Source organism: Streptomyces sp. NPDC002057 (genome assembly GCF_040296665.1).
Classification (GTDB): Bacteria; Actinomycetota; Actinomycetes; order Streptomycetales; family Streptomycetaceae; genus Streptomyces.
Window position 1 is genome coordinate 61405 of record NZ_JBEOXR010000009.1, and the last position, 17994, is coordinate 79398.

Sequence of the window (17994 nt, forward strand, 5' to 3'; positions counted from 1 at the left end):
GACCGGCCGGAGCCGAAGGAAATGAATACCGAGTCAGTCAAGTACCAGTGACAATCGCGGACATAGAAGGGGATGTCCTTCAAATCCTCATCTCGACAGCCGAGAACAAGCCAACTGACATAGATGGGAAAGCGGTCCGCCGCTTCGACGGAAAACGATCTATTGTGCGGGGCGACCGAATCCTGGGAGGGGAGATCATGAGGAATCGGACCATCCGAAGAAGATCGAGAAGACCCGTCGTCGCCGTCGTCGCCGTCACCGCCGCGGCCGTCATCGGCACCGCGCTCGTACCCCAGCCGACGGCGGAGGCCACGCCCGCCGCCGCGCTGACCGCCTCGCCGCCACCGGCCCCGGAGGTCGCCGCCGCGCAGCGGGCCGAGGAGACCGGCAAGCGCGTCGAGGTCCTGGCCCGCCGCACCGAGACGTCCCAGCTCTTCGCCAACCCGTCGGGCGGCTACACCCAAGAGCAGTACGCGCTGCCCCGATGGACGCGGAAGAGCAACCAGCTCGTCCCCATCGACACGGGCCTCGTGCCGACGAAGGACGGACGGATAGGCACGAAGGCCACCATGGCCGGCCTCTCCTTCTCCGGCGGCGGCACGGGCCCCGCCGTGAGCATCGTCCACAACGGCCGGAAGCTCTCGCTCAGCTGGCCGGACCCGCTGCCGAAGCCCACCACGCGGGGCGACACCGCGACCTACGCCGAGGTGCTTCCCGGGGTCGACCTGACGCTGCGCGCGGGCAACGCCGGATTCGGCCAGCTCCTCGTCGTCAAGACGCCCGAGGCCGCCGCGAACCCGGCGCTCAGGTCCATCAGGTTCTCCATGGCGACCGACGGCGTGAACGTCTCGGCCGACGCACACGGCAACCTCGCCGCGGTCGACGCCGCCGGCCAGCAGGTCTTCACCGCGCCGACGCCCCGCATGTGGGACAGCTCCACCTCCAACGGACTCGGCACCGCACGCGCCGCCGCCGACGCACCCGCGCCGCCCACCGACCGGTTCGAGCCCGGCCACGGAGCCAAGGAGGCCGACCTGGGCCTCTCCGTCACCAAGGGCTCCATGACGCTGACCCCGGACCAGCCGCTGCTCACCGGCGGCGACACCACCTACCCGGTGTACATCGACCCCACCTACGCCGTCCCCGGGACGCGCGAGGCCTGGGCCCTCGCCTACAAGCGCACGCCCAACACCGCCTACTTCAACGGCGCCGGCTGGCACAACTCCGACGGCAGCGTCGGGACCACCGAAGCACGCGTGGGCTACGAGAACATCACCAACGGACTCGGCCGCTCGTTCTTCCGGATGGACTCCAACAACCTCTGGAACACCAAGAAGTACATCAAGAAGTCGACGTTCCGTATCAGGAACACCTGGTCGTGGTCGTGCAACGACCGACGGACCGAGCTCTGGCTCACGGGCGGCATCTCGACCGCCACGACCTGGGCGAGCCAGGACAACTCCTCCATGTGGGCCAGGAAGCTGAGCCACTCCGACGCCTCCCTCGGCTGGGGCGGCGACTGCCCGGCCGGAAACCTCGCCTTCGACGTCACGTCCGCGGCCACCGAGGCGGCGACGAAGAAGTGGAACAACATCACGCTGGGTCTTCGCGCCAGCAGCGAGACCGACGTCTACGCGTGGAAGAAGTTCGACGTGGCGACGGCGGTCCTCACCACGGACTTCAACAGCTACCCCAAGGCGCCGTCCAACCTGGACACCACGCCGGACACCAACACCAACGCGTGTGTGAACGGTGAGGCGACCCTCGGCACCCCGACGATCGGAAACACCGACATCAACCTGTCGGGAACCTTCTCCGACCCGGACGGCGGCACGGTCAAGGCGCGCTTCGTCCTGTGGCCCTACGGCCACGGCGGTCCCACGAACGAGGTCAACCGGCTCGTCGACGTCCCGTCCGGAAAGGGCGCGAAGCTCGTTGTCCTCAAAGCGACCATGAAGAGCCTCCTGGCCGACGCCGGGACCACCAGTGACGGTCTCTTCTCCTGGCACGCGCGCGCCGAGGACGGTGAGCTCACCAGCGCTTGGACCCCCACCTGCGTCTTCAGATTCGACGCCACGAGGCCGAGCTCTCCGCCGAGCGTCACCTCGGCCCAGTTCCCGGACGGCTCCGACGGCTGGCCCGAGACCACCGGCAACGCCCGCAGCGAGGGTACGTTCCGGCTGAGGAACGAAGCCGCGGAGTCCGCGACCGCCTTCGAGTACTGGAGCGACTGGGATCCGACCGTCCGCAAGATCTCATTCGGTCTCGTCGGTGGCGTCGTCGCCGACGTCAAGCTCACCCCGCCCAGCGTCGGCAGGCACGCCCTCAGCGTCCGGCAGCTCGACGCGGGGGGCAACGTCTCCGACACGACCCGCTACTGGTTCTACGCCAACGGTCCCGGAACCCCCGACAAGCCCGGCGACCTCAACGGTGACGGGACGGCCGACTTCTACGGCGTCCGCACCGACGGCGAACTCTGGTTCTACAGCGGTCACGGCAAGGGCACCTTGGCGCCGTCCACCACGGCCTCGAGCCAGGACTTCACCGGTGCCGACATCACCCGCCGCGGCGACTGGACGCAGGACGGGTTCGAGGACCTCGTCGCCCTCAACGCCGGCACCGACGGGAAGACGCTGACGGTCCACCCCAACAACGGCTTCGGCTACGCGTGCTCCGCGCGCGACGAGCAGGCCGACGGCGTGTCGAAGGCCTGCCAGTACGACGAGATCCGGCTCTCCGTGTTCGACTCCGCCAACAACCACTGGGCCGAGGCCTCCCAGATCCTCGCGATCGGCGACGTGGACGGGCCGCTGGACACGAACGCCGACGGCACCATCGACGTCCCCGGCCACCCCGACCTCCTCGTCAAGGAGGGTGGCAAGCTGTGGCTCTACTTCGGGTCGGCCGACCACCGGCTCGACAGCGTCAAGCCCCCGGTACTCGTCGGTACCGGTGGCTGGACCAACTTCACGATCGCCGCTCCCGGTGACCGAGACAAGGACGGCGACGTCGACCTCATCGCACGGTACGGCGTCAACGGCGAGCTCCGCTTCTACCCCGGAACCCCCGACGGCACCGGCCTCGGGAACGGAAGCACGGCCACGGTCATCGGTACGAACTGGACCCCGGCCAACCGTCCGCTGTTCACCGCCGTTCCCGACGCCAACGGTGACGGGACCTCGGACATCTGGTCCACCGGTGGCGACGGCAAGCTCTACTTCTACCCGAACGCCCTGGGCGCGGGCACGGTCGTCGGTACCGGCGGCTGGGGCTCGTTCCAGGATCTGAGCTGACCCCGGCGGATACAGCGGTGCGGCCCCCGGCGGGATACATTCCCCGCCGGGGGCCGCACCCCGTTCCGCCGCCCGCCGGCGGCACCGGAACTCAGCCGCCTGGCATCGGTGTCCCGCCCTTGAGGCGGTCGATGTCCGACTGGCGGACCTTGATGACGAAGAGGGAGATCAGGGCGCCGACCACGGCGAACACGGCCGCGGTGACGAAGCCCGCGGAGACGCCGGAGGTCAGGACCTGGTCGCCGTACGGCGGGGGGAGGACGCCCGACTTGGCGAACTGGGCCTTCTCCAGGGGGCCCGCCTGGGAGAGGAAGGCGGGTACCTGGACCTCCGCCTCGTTGCGGCTGGCCGTGCCGAAGACGGTGACCAGGATCGAGAGGCCCAGCGAGCCGCCCACCTGCTGCATGGCGTTGAGCAGGCCGGACGCGGCGCCCGTGTCCCGCTGCTCGACGTTCGACAGCGCCATGATGGTCAGCGAGACGAACATGAAGCCCATGCCGAGGCCGAAGACGAGGATCGGGCCGAGGATGCTGCCCAGGTACGTGGAGTTCACGTCCGTGAGGGTCAGCCAGGCCAGGCCCGCCGCCGCGAGCACCGAACCCGTCACCATGAAGGGTTTCGGCCCGTAGCGGGGCAGCAGGTTCGAGGTGAGCCCGGCGCCCACCCCGATGATCGCGCTGACCGGCAGGAACGCCATGCCCGTCGCCAGGGGGCTGAAGCCCAGCACCTGTTGCACGAACAGGGTGAGGAAGAAGAACATCCCGAAGATCGCCGCCGCCAGGCACAGCATGATGGCGTAGGTGCCCGAGCGGTTGCGGTCGGCGAACATGCGCAGCGGTGTGATGGGCTGCTGGGAACGCCGCTCGACCAGGATGAACACGGCCAGGAGCACGACCGCCGCGACGAACGAACCGATCGTGTACGGATCGCGCCAACCCTCCTGGGCCGCCCGGATGAACCCGTACACGAGGGCCACCATGCCGAGGGTCGAGGTGAGCGCGCCGGTGAGGTCGAAGTGGCCCGGACGCCGCGCGGACTCCTTGACGTGACGGGGGGTGAGGAAGGCGATGACCAGGGCGATGGGGACGTTCACGAAGAAGATCCAGCGCCAGTCGAGCCATTGGACGAGCATGCCGCCCGCCACCAGGCCGATCGCTCCGCCGCCGGCGGAGACACCCGCGAAGACGCCGAACGCCCGGTTGCGTTCCGGGCCTTCGTCGAAGGTCGTGGTGATCAGCGAGAGGGAGGTCGGCGAGGCGATGGCTCCGCCGACGCCCTGCAGCGCACGGGCGGCGAGGAGTTGCCACTCGCTCTGGGCCAGTCCGCAGAGCAGCGAGGCGGCTCCGAAGAGCAGCACGCCGAAGATGAAGACGCGGCGGCGTCCGAGGATGTCGCCCGCGCGCCCGCCGAGGAGCAGCAGACCGCCGAACGTCAGCGTGTAGGCGTTGACGACCCAGGCCAGGCTGGTGGTCGAGAAGTCCAGCGCGGTCTGGATGTGCGGCAGCGCGATGTTCACGATGGTGATGTCGAGAACCACCATCAGCTGACAGGACGCGATCACGAAGAGTGCGATGCCCTTGCCGTCTCCCCCGCCCTTGCGGGGTGCGGTCGCCGTGGGGGTCGGCTTCGGAGTACTAGTCATGGCTGTTCATGGCGCGCAACGCCCTCACCTGTGGCAGCCGTGGGCCGGTCGGTCCACCTTTCGACACTAAGCCCGGCCCGTACGGCCGACCAGTTGATCAAGCGTGCGCGGGTTCGTCCAGGACGGCGAAGCCGTCCAGCTCCACCAGGGCCTGTTCGTCCCAGAGGCGTACGACTCCGATGACGGCCATCGCCGGGTAGTCGCGGCCCGCCGACCGGCGCCAGATGCGGCCGAGTTCGAGGGTGTGGGCGCGGTAGTCGTCGACGTCGGTGGTGTAGACGGTGACGCGGGCGAGGTCGGTGGGGGCGCCCCCGGCGTGGCGCAGGGCGGTGAGCAGGTTGCCCAGGGCGGTGGCGAACTGCTCGGGCAGGGTCTCGCCCACGATCGTGCCGTCGGTGTCGAGCGCGGTCTGCCCGGCGAGGAAGACGAAGCGGCTCCCGGTCGCGGTGACGGCGTGGGTGAAGCCGGCGGGCGGGGCGAGTTCGGCGGGGTTGTGCCGGTGAAGGCTCATGAGGTGCGCTCCTCCTGACGGGGCGTCCGGGAAGGGTCGGCGGGCCCGGGCCCGCCGCGCGGCTGGGCGGGCGTCCGGGAGGGGTCGGGGGCGTGCCCGCCGCGCGACGGGCCGCGCGTGTGTGAGGGGGGCGCCGAGTGGGGGCCGTGCGACGCGACGGGTGCCTGTGAGGGGGCCGCCGGGTGGGGGCCGGGCCCCCGGGGCTCAGGTGACGCGTGTGACGCGTACAGCTCCTTGGCGATGATCGTGCGCTGGACCTCGGTGGCGCCCTCGTAGATCCGGGGTGCGCGGACCTCGCGGTAGAGGTGTTCGAGCAGGTGGCCGCGTTGCAGGGCGCGGGCGCCGTGGAGTTGGACGGCGGAGTCGACGACGTACTGGGCGGTCTCGGTCGCGAGGAGCTTGGCCATCGCCGAACGGCGGGGGACGTCCGGGTCCCCCTGGTCGTACGCCTCGGCCGCCGCGTACACCAGGAGGCGGGCGGCCTCGGTGCGGGTGGCCATCTCGGCGATCCGGTGCGAGACGGCCTGGAGGTCGGCGAGCCGGCCGCCGAAGGCGGGGCGGGCGGCGGTGTGGGCGAGGGTGGCGTCGAGGGCGGCCTGGGCCATGCCGACGGCGAAGGCGCCGACGCTGGGCCGGAAGAGGTTGAGGGTGTGCATGGCGACCCGGAATCCCCGGTCGGGTGCGCCGAGGAGGTCCTCGGGGCCGACGGGGACGCCGTCGAAGGTGAGGGTGCCCAGCGCGTGCGGGGCGAGCATGTCGAGGTGTTCCCCGCCGAGGCCGGGTCGGTCGGCGGGGACGAGGAAGGCGGTGACGCCCCGGGCGCCGGCGCCCCGTGTGGTGCGGGCGAAGACGGTGGCGAAGTCGGCCTCGGGGGCGTTGGAGATCCACTGCTTCTCGCCGTGCAGGTGCCAGCCGCCGTGTCCGTCGGGGACGGCGTCGAGGGCGAGGGCGGCGGCGTCGGAGCCCGCGCCGGGTTCGGAGAGCGCGAAGGCGGCGACGGCCCGTCCCGCGGCGGCCTCGGGGAGCCAGCGGGCGCGCTGCGCGGGGGTGCCGAAGGCGGCGACGGGGTGGGTGCCGAGCCCCTGGAGGGCGAGGGCGGTCTCGGCCTCGGTACAGGTCCGGGCGAGTGATTCGCGCAGGAGGCAGAGTTCGAGGGCGCCGGCGTCGAAGAGCCGGGCGAGGAGGCCCGACTCCCCCAGCGCGGCCACGAGGGGGCGGTTGACCCGGCCGGGTTCGCCCTTCTCCGCGAGGGGCCTCAGCCGTTCGGCGGCGAGCGCGCGGAGCTCCGCACACCAGGTGATCTGTTCCGGATCGAGCGAGAATGCGGGCATGTGGGCCCTCTCCGACGCCCTCGGGCGTCTTCGTCCCCGCGCCGTCGGGCGCCGTCGTCCCTGCGCCGCCCGGCGCCTTCCTCCGGGTGCTCCCGGCCACCCTTGTCGCGGACCGTTGACTGCCGTCACCAACACGATACGCTCGTGGAGCGACGGGCGACCCCACCACGACAGGGGGACGGACTCATGGAGCTGACACCCTCGGCCCACCTCGACAGCTTCGCCCGTGACCGGCTGCCGCCGCCGGACCGGTGGCCGCGTCTCCTCTTCGACCTCCCCGAGCTCGCCTACCCCGACCGGCTCAACTGCGGCGCGGAACTCCTCGACCGCACGGTGAAACGGTTCGGCGCCGACCGTCCCGCCTTCCACGACGGCGAGGGCGCCGTCTGGAGCTACGGGGAACTCCAGGACCGGGTCGACCGCATCGCCCACGTGCTCACCTCCGACCTGCGGGTCCGGCCCGGAAACCGGGTCCTCCTGCGCGGCCCCACCACCCCCTGGCTGGCCGCCTGCTGGCTCGCGGTGATGAAGGCGGGCGCCGTCGCCGTCACCGTCCTCGCCCAGCAGCGCGCCCCCGAGCTGGCCGCGATGGCCGACGCGGCCCACTGCACCCACGCGCTCTGCGACGTCCACGTCGTCGACGAGCTCCTCGGGGCCCGGATACCGGGGCTCCGGATCACCCCCTTCGGCGGAGACGGCCCCGACGACCTGCTCGCCCTGGCCGACCGCCGCCCCGGCCCCTACGAGGCGGTGGCGACGGCGGCCGACGACGTGGCCCTGATCGCCTTCACCTCCGGCACGACCGGCCGGCCCAAGGGCTGCGTCCACTTCCACCGGGACGTCCTGGCCGTCGCCGACACCTTCTCCGCGCACGTCCTGCGCCCGCTGCCCGACGACGTCTTCGCCGGTTCGCCGCCGCTCGCCTTCACCTTCGGCCTCGGCGGGCTCGTCGTCTTCCCCCTGCGGGCCGGGGCGAGCGCGGTCCTCCTCGAACAGGCCGGCCCCAAGCAGCTGCTCGCGGCGATCGAGCGGCACCGGGTGTCGGTGCTCTTCACCGCCCCGACGGCCTACCGGGTCATGCTCGACGAGCTGGCCCAGGGCGCCGCCCCGGACGTCAGCTCCCTGCGCCGCTGCGTCTCGGCCGGCGAGAACCTGCCGGAGGCCACCTGGACGGCCTGGTACCGGTGGACCGGGCTGCGTCTGATCAACGGCATCGGCGCGACCGAACTCCTGCACATCTTCATCTCCGCCGCCGACGGCGACATCCGCCCCGGCACCACCGGCCGGCCGGTGCCCGGCTGGCAGGCCAGGATCGTGGACCGCGACGGGCGCGGCGTCCCGGACGGCGAGGAGGGGCTGCTCGCGGTGCGCGGCCCGGTGGGCTGCCGCTATCTGGCCGATCCCCGCCAGGCGGAGTACGTGAAGGAGGGGTGGAACGTCACGGGGGACACGTACGTCCGCCAGCCCGACGGCTACTTCCGCTATGTCTCCCGGGCCGACGACATGATCATCTCGGCGGGGTACAACATCGCGGGACCCCAGGTCGAGGAGGTCCTCCTGGACCACCCCGACGTGGTGGAGACGGCGGTGGTGGGCCGCCCGGACACCCTGCGCGGCCAGGTCGTCGTGGCGTACACGGTGGTACGGGACGGGGTGCCGCGCGACTCCGGCACGGCGGCCGCGCTGCGGGCCTTCGTGCGCGCCCGGCTCGCCCCGTACAAGTCGCCCCGGGAGATCGTCTTCCTGGACGCCCTGCCCCGCACCCCGACGGGCAAGCTCCAGCGTTTCCGGCTGCGCGAGGACGCGCCGCCGGACGCGGCACCGGACACCGTCGCGCCACCGGACCCGGGACCGACCACCGTCGCGCCACCCGACCCGGCACCGGACGCGGCCCGGGACGCGGTCGGCGAGCCGGGCGCCCCGTGACAGGCACCGGCCCACCGGAAGAGGGCGCTGCCCGTGAGCCACCCCCTAAAGTGATCACGTGGCCGAGCAGCACACTCCCCGATCCCTGATCGTCTCCCTCTACGGCGCGTACGGCCGTACGCCCGACGGGTCGCCGATGCCGGTGGCCGCGCTCATCCGGCTCCTCGCGGTCCTCGGGGTGGACGCGCCCTCCGTGCGCTCCTCGGTGTCGCGGCTGAAGCGGCGCGGACTGCTCCTGCCGGGCCGGACGGCCGACGGGGCCGCCGGATACGCCCTCTCGGAGGACGCCCGCAGGCTCCTGGACGACGGCGACCGCCGCATCTACGCCCGTACCGAGCCCAAGCTCTCCGAGGGCTGGGTCCTCGCCGTCTTCTCCGTCCCCGAGGCCGAGCGGCACAAGCGGCACCTCCTCCGCTCCCGGCTGGCCCGTCTCGGCTTCGGCACGGCCGCGCCCGGCGTCTGGATCGCGCCCGCCCGGCTGCACGAGGAGACCCGGAACGCCCTGGAGCGCCTGGAGCTCTCCCCGTACGTGGACCTCTTCCGGGGCGACCACCTCGGGTACGCGGCGACGGCCGGGGCGGTGGCCCGCTGGTGGGACCTGCCGGCGATCGCCCGGCTCCACGAGGAGTTCCTCGCGGCCCACGCGCCGGTGCTGCGGGCGTGGCGGACGGCCCCGGCGGGCGCGGAGGACGCCTACCGGGACTATCTCCTCGTCCTGGACTCCTGGCGGCGGCTGCCGTACGCGGACCCGGTGCTCCCGGCGGAGCTGCTCCCCGACGACTGGCCGGGCCGGCGCTCGGCGGAGGTCTTCGCGGCCCTGCACGAGCTGCTGCGGGACCGGGGCGCCGCATTCGTGCAACCGTTCGTGTCCGGGGACCGTCCCCAGGAGGCATGAGCGCTTACACGGTGTCACGGGGGCAGTGGCTGGCCTGGGTCGCGGCGATCCCGGCGGGCCTCGGGATCGCCTACGGGGCGAGCACCCTGGTGGCCAGGGCCCGGTCCTTCTGCGACGCCGCCTGGGAGCCGCAGCACCGCTTCGCCCACCTCTTCGAGCTGATCGTCCTGGCGGCGGCGACCGCCGTCGCCGCCGTGGTCGTGGCGGTCCTCGCCCGGACGGCGACGGTGCGCGCCCCGCGCCCGGTGCGCGCCTCCGCCCAGCTCGCGGCGGTCCTCCTGGTGGCCGGGGCGATCGCCTGGTGGTACGTGGCCTGGCAGGGCACCCCGGCGGGGTACCCGGGCGATTCCGGGCTCTGCCCGGACAGCAACGTCCCGCCGTGGTGGCCGTCCTGGCTGCCCGTCGGCTGATCCCCTAGGGGCCGTCGCGCCGGCCGGTCGGGGGCGGGCGGGAGCCGGCCCGGTACGGGGCCGGCCAGGGCGCCGCCGGGCCCTCGTAGCCCTGGTCGGCCGCCGCGTGCAGGGTCCAGTGCGGGTCGTAGAGGTGCGGGCGGGCGAGGGCGCACAGGTCGGCGCGGCCCGCCAGGAGCAGGGAGTTGACGTCGTCCCAGGAGGAGATCGCGCCGACCGCGATCACGGGGACCCCGGTCTCGTTGCGGATGCGGTCGGCGTACGGGGTCTGGTACGAGCGGCCGTAGGCGGGGGTCTCGTCGGGGACGACCTGTCCGGTGGAGACGTCGATCGCGTCGGCGCCGTGCGCGGCGAAGGCCCGGGCGATCGCGACGGCGTCCTCGCCGCTCGTCCCGCCCTCGGCCCAGTCGGTGGCCGAGACGCGGACGGTCATGGGGCGCTCCTCCGGCCACACCTCCCGCACCGCGTCGAAGACCTCCAGCGGGAAGCGGAGCCGTCCCGCGAGGTCGCCGCCGTAGGCGTCGGTGCGGTGGTTGGTGAGCGGGGAGAGGAAGCCGGAGAGCAGATAGCCGTGGGCGCAGTGCAGTTCGAGGAGGTCGAAGCCGGAGCGGGCGGCGCGCCGGGCGGCGGACCTGAACTCCTCGCGCACGGCGGTCAGCCCGGCACGGTCGAGGGCGCGGGGCGTCTGGCTGACCCCGGGCCGGTACGGGAGGGGCGAGGCGGCGACCAGCGGCCAGTTGCCGTCGGGCAGCGGCTGGTCGATCCCCTCCCACATGCGCCGGGTGGAGCCCTTGCGGCCGGAGTGGCCGAGCTGGACGCCGAGCGCGGTGCCGGGCGCGTGCGTGCGGACGAAGGCGTTGATCCTGGTCCAGGCGTCGGCCTGCCGGTCGGTCCACAGGCCCGTGCAGCCGGGGGTGATCCGGCCCTCGGGGCTCACGCAGACCATCTCGGTCATCACGAGTCCGGCGCCGCCGAGGGCCCTGGCCCCCAGGTGGACGAGGTGGAAGTCGCCGGGGAGACCGTCCTCGGCGACGTACTGGTCCATGGGCGAGACGACGATCCGGTTGCGCAGGGTCAGTCCGCGGAGCCGGAACGGGGTGAACATCGGCGGGGTGTCGGGCGGGCAGCCGAAGTCGCGTTCGACGGTGCTGGTGAACGCCGGGTCGCGGAGCCGCAGATTGGCGTGGGTGACGCGGCGGCTGCGGGTGAGGAGGTCGAAGGCGAACCGGCGGGGTGGCCGGTCGACGTGGCCCGCGAGCTCCTCGAACCAGTGGAGGCTGGCGGCGGCCGCGCGCTGGGTGGACTCGACGAGCGGACGGCGCTCGGCCTCGTAGGCGGCCAGGGCCTCGTCGGTGGCGGGGTGGTCGCGGAGGCTGTGGGCCAGGGCGAGGGCGTCCTCGACGGCCAGCTTGGTGCCGGAGCCTATGGAGAAGTGCGCGGTGTGGGCGGCGTCGCCGATGAGGACGGTGTGGCCGTACGACCAGTGCGCGTTGACGACGGTACGGAAGGCGGTCCAGGCCGAGCGGTGGGAGCGCAGCTCGCGGCCGCCGAGCGCCTCGGCGAAGATCTTCGCGCAGCGGACGGTGGACTCGGCCTCGTCGAGCTCGTGGAACCCCGCGGCCCGCCACACCTCCTCGCGCATCTCGACGATGGCGGTGGAGGCACCGGCCTCGTAGGGGTAGGCGTGCAGCTGCATCACGCCGTACTCGGTCTCGGCGGTCTCGAAGCGGAAGGCGTCGAAGGCGAAGTCGGCGGCGAGCCAGATGTAGCGGCAGCGGTGGGTGCTGATCCGGGGGCGGAAGTGTGCGGCGTGGTCCTCGCGGGTGCGGCTGTGGACGCCGTCCGCGGCGACGACGAGGTCGTGGTCGGCGGCGAGGGCGTCGGCGGGCGGGGCCTCGGTGCGGAAGCGGAGCCGTACGCCCAGGTCGGCGCAGCGGGCGTGCAGGATCTCCAGGAGCCGGCGGCGGCCGAGGGCGGCGAAGCCGTGGCCGGTGGAGGTGGTGCGGTGGCCCCGGTGGACGACGTCGATGTCGTCCCAGCGGACGAGGTCGCGGCGGAGCGCCTCGTACACGACGGGGTCGGCGTCCCGGATGCCGCCGAGGGTCTCGTCGGAGAGGACGACGCCGAAGCCGAAGGTGTCGGAGGGCGCGTTCCGCTCCCAGACGGTGACCTCGCGGCCGGGGTCGAGCCGCTTGAGCAGGGCGGCGGCGTAGAGCCCTCCGGGCCCGCCCCCGACGACGGCGATCCGGGAGGGGGCGCCCCGGGGGGCGGCGCCGGAGCCGCTGCCCGCACGGGGGCCGGCGGCGGTGCTGTCCCCCGTGCGCGGGTCGGCGCCGTCAGCCGTACACGGGCCGGTGCCGGTGTCGTCCGTGCGCGGGTCGGGGCCGGGCATGGTCAGTGCCCCCGCCAGTTCGGGGGGCGCTTCTCGGTGAAGGCGGCGTGGAACTCCGCGTAGTCCGCGCCGTTCATCAGCAGGGCCTGGGTGGCCGCGTCCAGTTCGATCGAGGCGGCCAGCGGCATGTCAAGTTCGGCGGTGAGCAGGGCCTTGGTCTGGGCGAGGGCGAGCGCGGGCCCGTCGGCGAGACGACGGGCGAGTGCGGCGGCGCGCTCCCCCGCGCGGCCCTCCTCCGTGAGTTCGGAGAGCAGGCCGATCCGCTCGGCCTCGGCCGCGTGGACGGGCTCGCCCAGCATGAGGAGCCGGGTCGCGTGGCCGAGGCCGACGACCCGGGGCAGCAGGTACGCCGCGCCCATGTCGCCGCCGGAGAGCCCGACCCGGGTGAAGAGGAAGGCGAAGCGGGTGGTGGGGTCGGCGATCCGGAAGTCGGCGGCGAGGGCGAGGACGGCCCCGGCTCCGGCGGCGACGCCGTGCAGGGCGGCGACGACGGGGAAGGGGCACTCGCGCAGCGCCCGGACGACCTGTCCGGTCATCCGGTTGAAGTCGAGGAGCTGGGCGGTGTCGAGGGAGAGGGTGGCGCCGATGATCTCGTCGACGTCGCCGCCGGAGCAGAAGCCGCGTCCCTCGCCGCCGAGGACGAGGGCGCGGACGGCCCGCTCGCGGGAGAGCTCGGCGAGGAGGTCGCGCAGGTCGGCGTAGGCGCCGAAGGTGAGGGCGTTGAGTTTCGCGGGGCGCGTGAGCGTGACGGTGGCGACGCCCCGGTCGATGTCGAGGCGCAGATGCCGCCAGCGCTCGGTGCGGGCGGTGGAGCCGGTAAAGGGGCTCATGCGGAACGGCCTCCTTCCTCCGTTCGGAGGGTATCACCGTACTGTGACCGTCGTCACGAGCACGCGATAGAGGAGGAGGGCGGGCGCGGCGCCCAAGGTCCCCACGACAGGTGACCGAGGTCCCTGGCGATCAGGGAGGGGCGCCCCTGGAGAAAGGAATTGCACCTCGTATGGTTGAAACCAGGATGTCCCGGGATGCACCCACTCACCCCACCCGCCCCCACTCGGTGAAGGGAGCCCGCCCCCATGCCCGAAGCCGTCGGACCGCCGGCCTGCCCGCCCACCGGCCCCGCCGACCCCGCGACCGGACCCGCCGACCCGGAGCCCGCCGGACCCGCCACCTCCTGGCGCGTCCGGCTGCCCCACACGACCGCCGCCGTGCCGATCGCCCGCGCCCTGATCCGTACCGCGCTCACCGACCTCGGCCCCGGGGCCGCCGGCCGCCCCGACCGCGACACGGCGGAGCTGCTCACCGCCGAACTCGTCGCCAACGCCGTCGAGCACACCGCGGGCCTCGGCCCCATCGAGCTCGTCGTCGAGCTGCTCGCGGCGCCCGGCGGCTGTCAGATCGAGGTCCACGACTCCGAGCCGGCCCGCCCCGGCGGCCTCGACTGCCCCGAACCGGGGACCGAGGTCGACCCCTGGCAGGAGCACGGCCGCGGCCTCCTCATCGTCCGGACGCTCAGCAGCGACTGCGGACACCGCCCGACCGCGCACGGCAAGGCCGTCTGGTTCACGCTCCCGGGGATACCGGCGCAGCGCCGTCCGGGGCCGTGACCAGACGCGAGTGGCGGCGTCCGTACCCCGAGTACACCAGCGTCCCGACGACCAGGAACCCGGCGAACTGCAGCCAGGTCGTCCACCCCGTGCCCCAGATCAGGTAGAGGCAGAAGCCGATGCCGAGCAGCGGGCTCAGCGGGAAGAGCGGCACCCGGAACGAGCGCTTCAGGTCGGGATCGCGCCGCCGCAGCACCATCACCGCGAGGTTGACGACCGCCATGATGGCGAGCGTGCCGATGGTGGTCAGGTTGACGACCACGTCGAGCGAGGCGAAGGCGGCCGGTACGGCGAAGACGGCGGCCACGATCCAGGTGTTGGCCACGGGGGTGGCGGTCTTCGGCGAGACCCGCTCGAAGACCCGGGGCACGAGTCCGTCGCGGGACATCGACATCAGGATGCGGGTCTGCCCGTACATCACCGCGAGGACGACGGACGCGATGGCGACCACCGCGCCGAACGCGATGATCCCGCCGCCGACCGACGATCCGGTGACCTGGTCGACGACGAGCGAGAGCGCGGCCGGCTGGTCGGCCACGGCGTCGGCGCCGAGGGCCCCGATCGCGGAGAGCGCGACGGCGCAGTAGAGCAGGGTGACGAGCCCGATGCAGACGAGGATGGCGATCGGGATGTTCCTGCGCGGGTTCTTCACCTCCTCGCCGGCGGTGGTGATCGCGTCGAAGCCGATGTAGGAGAAGAAGGCCACCGAGGCGCCCGCGGTGATCCCGCCCACGCCGTGCTCGGCGAACGGCAAGAGGTGACCGGCCTGGAAGGCCGAGAAGCCGACGGCGCAGAAGACGACCAGGATCCCGATCTTGAGGACGGCCATGGCGGCGGTCGCCCGCGCGCTCTCCCGGACACCGCGCACGAGCAGGGTGGCGGCGAGCAGGACGACGACGACGGCGGGCACGTTGACGACGCCGCCGTCGCCGGGCCCGGCGGAGAGCGCCTGGGGCAGCTGCCAGCCGGTCAGGCTGTCGAGCAGCTCGTTGAGGTACTGGCTCCAGCCGACGGCGACCGCGGAGACGGAGACGCCGTACTCCAGGAGGAGGCACCAGCCGACCAGGAACGCGGCCCGCTCGCCGAGGCTTGCGTAGGCGAAGGAGTAGGAGGAGCCCGAGACCGGGATCGCGCCGCCCAGCTCCGCGAAGGAGAAGGCGGTGAAGATGCAGGTGATCGCGGCGAGGACGAAGGAGATCACCACCGCGGGGCCCGCCTCGGCGACGCTGTCGGAGAGACCGACGAAGATGCCGGTGCCGACGATCGCTCCGACGCCGAAGCACACGAGCTGGAAGAGGCCCATGGTGCGCTTGAGGCCGTGGCCTTCGAGGTCGGCGCCGGATTCGGCGAGGAGCAGCTGCGGGGACTTGATCCGCTGGGGGGAGGCAAGCCGCCGGAGGAGGGGGATCCGCGGGGCGGACGGGGTCATGCGGTGGTTCTCATCTCTCATGGGCACACGTGAGGGGGGTCCGGGCATGTATGCCCGAACCCCCCTGAAGGATGCGATCGTAAACCGCACCACGCATATTCACCCAATCGGGCGTAAAGCTATGCCGGGGAGGGGGCTCCGCCGGCCATCGTCGCGACCAGGACCGCCTTGATCGTGTGCATCCGGTTCTCCGCCTCGTCGAAGACGACCGAGTGGGCCGACTCGAAGACCTCGTCGGAGACCTCCAGCTCGGACAGGCCGTGCCGGGCGTGGATGTCCCGGCCGACGGCCGTACCGAGGTCGTGGAAGGCCGGCAGGCAGTGCAGGAACTTGACGTCGGGGTTCCCGGTGGCGCGCAGCACGTCCATCGTCACGGAGTACGGGGCGAGGGCGGCGATCCGCTCGTCCCAGATCTCCTTGGGCTCCCCCATGGAGACCCAGACGTCGGTGACGACGAAGTCGGCGCCCCGGACCCCCTCGGCCACGTCCTCGGTGAGGGTGACCGTGGCACCGCTGGTCTCGGCCAGCCGGCGCGCGGCGGCGACGACGGACGCGGCCGGCCAGTACGCCTCCGGGGCGACGATCCGGACGTCCATGCCGAGCAGGGCGCCGGTGACCAGGTAGGAGTTGCCCATGTTGAAGCGGGCGTCGCCGAGGTAGGCGAAGGTGATCCCGTCGAGCGGCTTGTCCACGTGCTCGGTCATGGTGAGCACGTCGGCGAGCATCTGGGTGGGGTGCCAGTCGTCGGTGAGCCCGTTGAAGACCGGGACCCCCGCGAAGGCGGCGAGCTCCTCGACCGCGGCCTGGCTGTCACCCCGGTACTCGATGCCGTCGAACATCCGGCCGAGGACACGGGCGGTGTCCTTGACCGACTCCTTGTGACCCATCTGGGAGCCGGAGGGGTCGAGGTAGGTGGTGGAGGCGCCTTGATCGGCGGCGGCGACCTCGAAGGCGCAGCGGGTGCGGGTCGAGGTCTTCTCGAAGATCAGGGCGATGTTCCTGCCGCGCAGCCGCTGGACCTCGGCGCCCGCCTTCTTGGCGGCCTTGAGCTCGGCGGCCAGCGCGATCAGGCCGCGGAACTCCTCGGCGGTGAAGTCCAGCTCCTTGAGGAAGTGGCGGCCGATGAGGTCTGTGGCCATGGGTCGCGCTCCTGTTGGGTACGGTCGGGGGCGGCGTCGGCGATCGACGGCCGGCGGTCGGGGACCCTGGAAGTCTATACGCACTTCAACATTTATATACAGCCCCCCGGGGGGGGTCCGCCCCGCCCCGGTCCCTCAGGCCGCGTCCCGCTCCACCGGACAGCTCATACAGCGCGGGCCGCCCCTCCCCCGGCCCAGCTCGCTGCCCGGGATCTCGATCACCTCGATGCCCTGCTTGCGCAGATGCGTGTTCGTCGTGACGTTCCGCTCGTACGCCACCACCACTCCCGGCTCCACGGCGAGCACGTTGCACCCGTCGTCCCACTGCTCGCGCTCCGCCGCGTGCACGTCCTGCGTCGCCGTCAGGACACGGATCTCCGGGAGCCCGAGCGCCGCGGCGATGGCGGTGTGCATCTGCTCGGGCGGATGGTCGGTCACCCGCAGGGGCTGCCCCGCGTCCCCCGGTTCGATCGTGTACGAGCGGAGCATGCCGAGGCCCGCGTACTGGGTGAAGGTGTCCTGGTCGACCATCGTCATCACCGTGTCCAGGTGCATGAACGCCCGCCGCTTCGGCATGTCGAGCGCGACGATCGTGCGCGCCGAACCCGCCGCGAACATCCCCCGGGCCAGCATCTCCACGGCCTGCGGGGTCGTCCGCTCGCTCATCCCGATGAGGACGGCTCCGTTGCCGATGACGAGGACGTCCCCGCCCTCGATCGTCGACGGGTAGTCGGCCTGCCCCTCCGACCAGTGGTGGAAGCCGCCCGCCTCGGCCCCGGTGAAGAGGGGATGGTGCTTGTAGATCGCCTCGAAGTGGACGGTCTCGCGCTGCCGGGCCGGCCAGCGCATCGCGTTGATCGAGACGCCGTCGTAGATCCAGGCCGAGGTGTCCCGGGTGAAGAGGTGGTTCGGCAGCGGGCCGAGCAGGAAGTCGTCCAGGTCCATGGCGTGGAAGCGGACCGAGGTCGGCTCCCGGTGGGCCGCCAGGAACTCCCGCTTCGTCATGCCGCCGACGAGCACCTCGCCCAGCGCGCCGGCGTCCAGCGAGTCGAACGCGGCCCGGAGGTGGTCGGTGGCGAGCGGCCCGTACTCCTTCTCGTCGAAGACGCGGTCGAGGACGAGCGCGCGGGCGGCCGGCACCTCCAGGGACTCGCGCAGCAGGTCCCCGAAGAGATGCACCTCCACCCCCCGGTCGCGCAGCACGTCCGCGAAGCCGTCGTGCTCCTGGCGGGCCCGGCGGACCCACAGCACGTCGTCGAAGAGGAGAGCGTCCTTGTTGGTGGGCGTGAGCCGCTTCAGCTCCAGATCGGGCCGATGCAGGATGACGCGGCGCAGCCGCCCGGTCTCGGAATCGACGTGGAATCCCATGGGCCCATCCTGACGGAGCCGGGCGGCCGGGGCCCGTGTTTCGGCGCAGGC

13 protein-coding genes are annotated in these 17994 nt (G+C 72.6%); 5 read left to right on the top strand and 8 right to left on the bottom strand.

The features are described from left to right. Positions 1 to 197: 197 nt before the first annotated feature. Entirely contained in the window at positions 198 to 3293 is a 3096-nt protein-coding gene (locus ABT129_RS10340) for an FG-GAP repeat domain-containing protein (protein ID WP_351899102.1), read from the top strand. A 91-nt stretch (positions 3294 to 3384) separates the two neighbouring features. On the opposite strand, the gene ABT129_RS10345 is transcribed toward ABT129_RS10340, so the two are convergent. The 3 genes from ABT129_RS10345 to ABT129_RS10355 form a co-directional block, all read right to left on the bottom strand. Continuing rightward, on the bottom strand, positions 3385 to 4935 hold the full coding sequence (locus ABT129_RS10345) for an MFS transporter (protein WP_351899104.1): 1551 nt from the start codon (positions 4933 to 4935) through the stop codon (positions 3385 to 3387). Positions 4936 to 5032: 97 nt separating this feature from the next. Then, on the bottom strand, positions 5033 to 5446 hold the full coding sequence (locus tag ABT129_RS10350; RefSeq protein WP_351899107.1) for a RidA family protein: 414 nt from the start codon (positions 5444 to 5446) through the stop codon (positions 5033 to 5035). Next, entirely contained in the window at positions 5443 to 6777 is a 1335-nt protein-coding gene (locus tag ABT129_RS10355; protein ID WP_351899112.1) for an acyl-CoA dehydrogenase family protein, read from the bottom strand. The genes ABT129_RS10350 and ABT129_RS10355 overlap by 4 nt, the downstream gene beginning before the upstream one ends. Positions 6778 to 6963: 186 nt before the next feature. Here ABT129_RS10355 and ABT129_RS10360 point away from each other — a divergent pair, with 186 nt between their 5' ends. Genes ABT129_RS10360 through ABT129_RS10370 form a run of 3 tightly spaced genes read left to right on the top strand, consistent with a single transcriptional unit; the run spans position 6964 to position 10008 of the window. After that, a complete protein-coding gene (locus tag ABT129_RS10360) occupies positions 6964 to 8703 on the top strand; it encodes an AMP-binding protein (RefSeq protein ID WP_351899113.1) in 1740 nt (579 codons plus the stop codon). A 58-nt stretch (positions 8704 to 8761) separates the two neighbouring features. Next, positions 8762 to 9598, top strand: coding sequence for a PaaX family transcriptional regulator (locus ABT129_RS10365; protein WP_351899115.1), 837 nt, complete (start codon positions 8762 to 8764; stop codon positions 9596 to 9598). Then, a complete protein-coding gene (locus ABT129_RS10370; RefSeq protein ID WP_351899118.1) occupies positions 9595 to 10008 on the top strand; it encodes a hypothetical protein in 414 nt (137 codons plus the stop codon). The genes ABT129_RS10365 and ABT129_RS10370 overlap by 4 nt, the downstream gene beginning before the upstream one ends. Positions 10009 to 10012: 4 nt before the next feature. Here ABT129_RS10370 and ABT129_RS10375 read toward each other — a convergent pair whose 3' ends face one another. Together ABT129_RS10375 and ABT129_RS10380 are read right to left on the bottom strand one after the other, a co-directional pair. Continuing rightward, positions 10013 to 12400, bottom strand: coding sequence for a bifunctional salicylyl-CoA 5-hydroxylase/oxidoreductase (locus ABT129_RS10375; protein WP_351899120.1), 2388 nt, complete (start codon positions 12398 to 12400; stop codon positions 10013 to 10015). Between the two features lie 2 nt (positions 12401 to 12402). Further along, positions 12403 to 13230 (bottom strand): enoyl-CoA hydratase family protein, encoded by an 828-nt coding sequence (locus ABT129_RS10380; RefSeq protein ID WP_351899121.1) that lies wholly within the window; start codon positions 13228 to 13230, stop codon positions 12403 to 12405. Positions 13231 to 13476: 246 nt separating this feature from the next. On the opposite strand from ABT129_RS10380, the gene ABT129_RS10385 reads away from it, so the two are divergent. Beyond that, positions 13477 to 14007: an ATP-binding protein gene (locus tag ABT129_RS10385; RefSeq protein WP_351899123.1), complete on the top strand. Its 531-nt coding sequence runs from the start codon at positions 13477 to 13479 to the stop codon at positions 14005 to 14007. Here ABT129_RS10385 and ABT129_RS10390 read toward each other — a convergent pair. From ABT129_RS10390 to ABT129_RS10400, 3 genes are all read right to left on the bottom strand, one after another. Next, entirely contained in the window at positions 13964 to 15436 is a 1473-nt protein-coding gene (locus ABT129_RS10390; RefSeq protein ID WP_351899353.1) for an amino acid permease, read from the bottom strand. The two genes, ABT129_RS10385 and ABT129_RS10390, sit on opposite strands and share 44 nt — an antisense overlap. A gap of 119 nt (positions 15437 to 15555) precedes the next feature. Further along, complete coding sequence (argF, locus tag ABT129_RS10395) at positions 15556 to 16575, bottom strand: ornithine carbamoyltransferase (protein ID WP_351899125.1); 1020 nt, start codon at positions 16573 to 16575, stop codon at positions 15556 to 15558. A 135-nt stretch (positions 16576 to 16710) separates the two neighbouring features. After that, a complete protein-coding gene (locus tag ABT129_RS10400) occupies positions 16711 to 17943 on the bottom strand; it encodes an arginine deiminase (RefSeq protein ID WP_351899128.1) in 1233 nt (410 codons plus the stop codon). Between the last annotated feature and the right edge of the window lie 51 nt (positions 17944 to 17994).

Excerpts from the sequence above, each read along its gene's own strand:
- ABT129_RS10340 (WP_351899102.1), top strand. The coding sequence starts at position 198 with ATGAGGAATCGGACCATCCGAAGAAGATCGAGAAGACCCGTCGTCGCC.
- ABT129_RS10345 (WP_351899104.1), bottom strand. The coding sequence starts at position 4,935 with ATGACTAGTACTCCGAAGCCGACCCCCACGGCGACCGCACCCCGCAAG.
- ABT129_RS10350 (WP_351899107.1), bottom strand. The coding sequence starts at position 5,446 with ATGAGCCTTCACCGGCACAACCCCGCCGAACTCGCCCCGCCCGCCGGC.
- ABT129_RS10355 (WP_351899112.1), bottom strand. The coding sequence starts at position 6,777 with ATGCCCGCATTCTCGCTCGATCCGGAACAGATCACCTGGTGTGCGGAG.
- ABT129_RS10360 (WP_351899113.1), top strand. The coding sequence starts at position 6,964 with ATGGAGCTGACACCCTCGGCCCACCTCGACAGCTTCGCCCGTGACCGG.
- ABT129_RS10370 (WP_351899118.1), top strand. The coding sequence starts at position 9,595 with ATGAGCGCTTACACGGTGTCACGGGGGCAGTGGCTGGCCTGGGTCGCG.
- ABT129_RS10375 (WP_351899120.1), bottom strand. The coding sequence starts at position 12,400 with ATGCCCGGCCCCGACCCGCGCACGGACGACACCGGCACCGGCCCGTGT.
- ABT129_RS10380 (WP_351899121.1), bottom strand. The coding sequence starts at position 13,230 with ATGAGCCCCTTTACCGGCTCCACCGCCCGCACCGAGCGCTGGCGGCAT.
- ABT129_RS10385 (WP_351899123.1), top strand. The coding sequence starts at position 13,477 with ATGCCCGAAGCCGTCGGACCGCCGGCCTGCCCGCCCACCGGCCCCGCC.
- ABT129_RS10390 (WP_351899353.1), bottom strand. The coding sequence starts at position 15,436 with ATGACCCCGTCCGCCCCGCGGATCCCCCTCCTCCGGCGGCTTGCCTCC.
- argF (WP_351899125.1), bottom strand. The coding sequence starts at position 16,575 with ATGGCCACAGACCTCATCGGCCGCCACTTCCTCAAGGAGCTGGACTTC.
- ABT129_RS10400 (WP_351899128.1), bottom strand. The coding sequence starts at position 17,943 with ATGGGATTCCACGTCGATTCCGAGACCGGGCGGCTGCGCCGCGTCATC.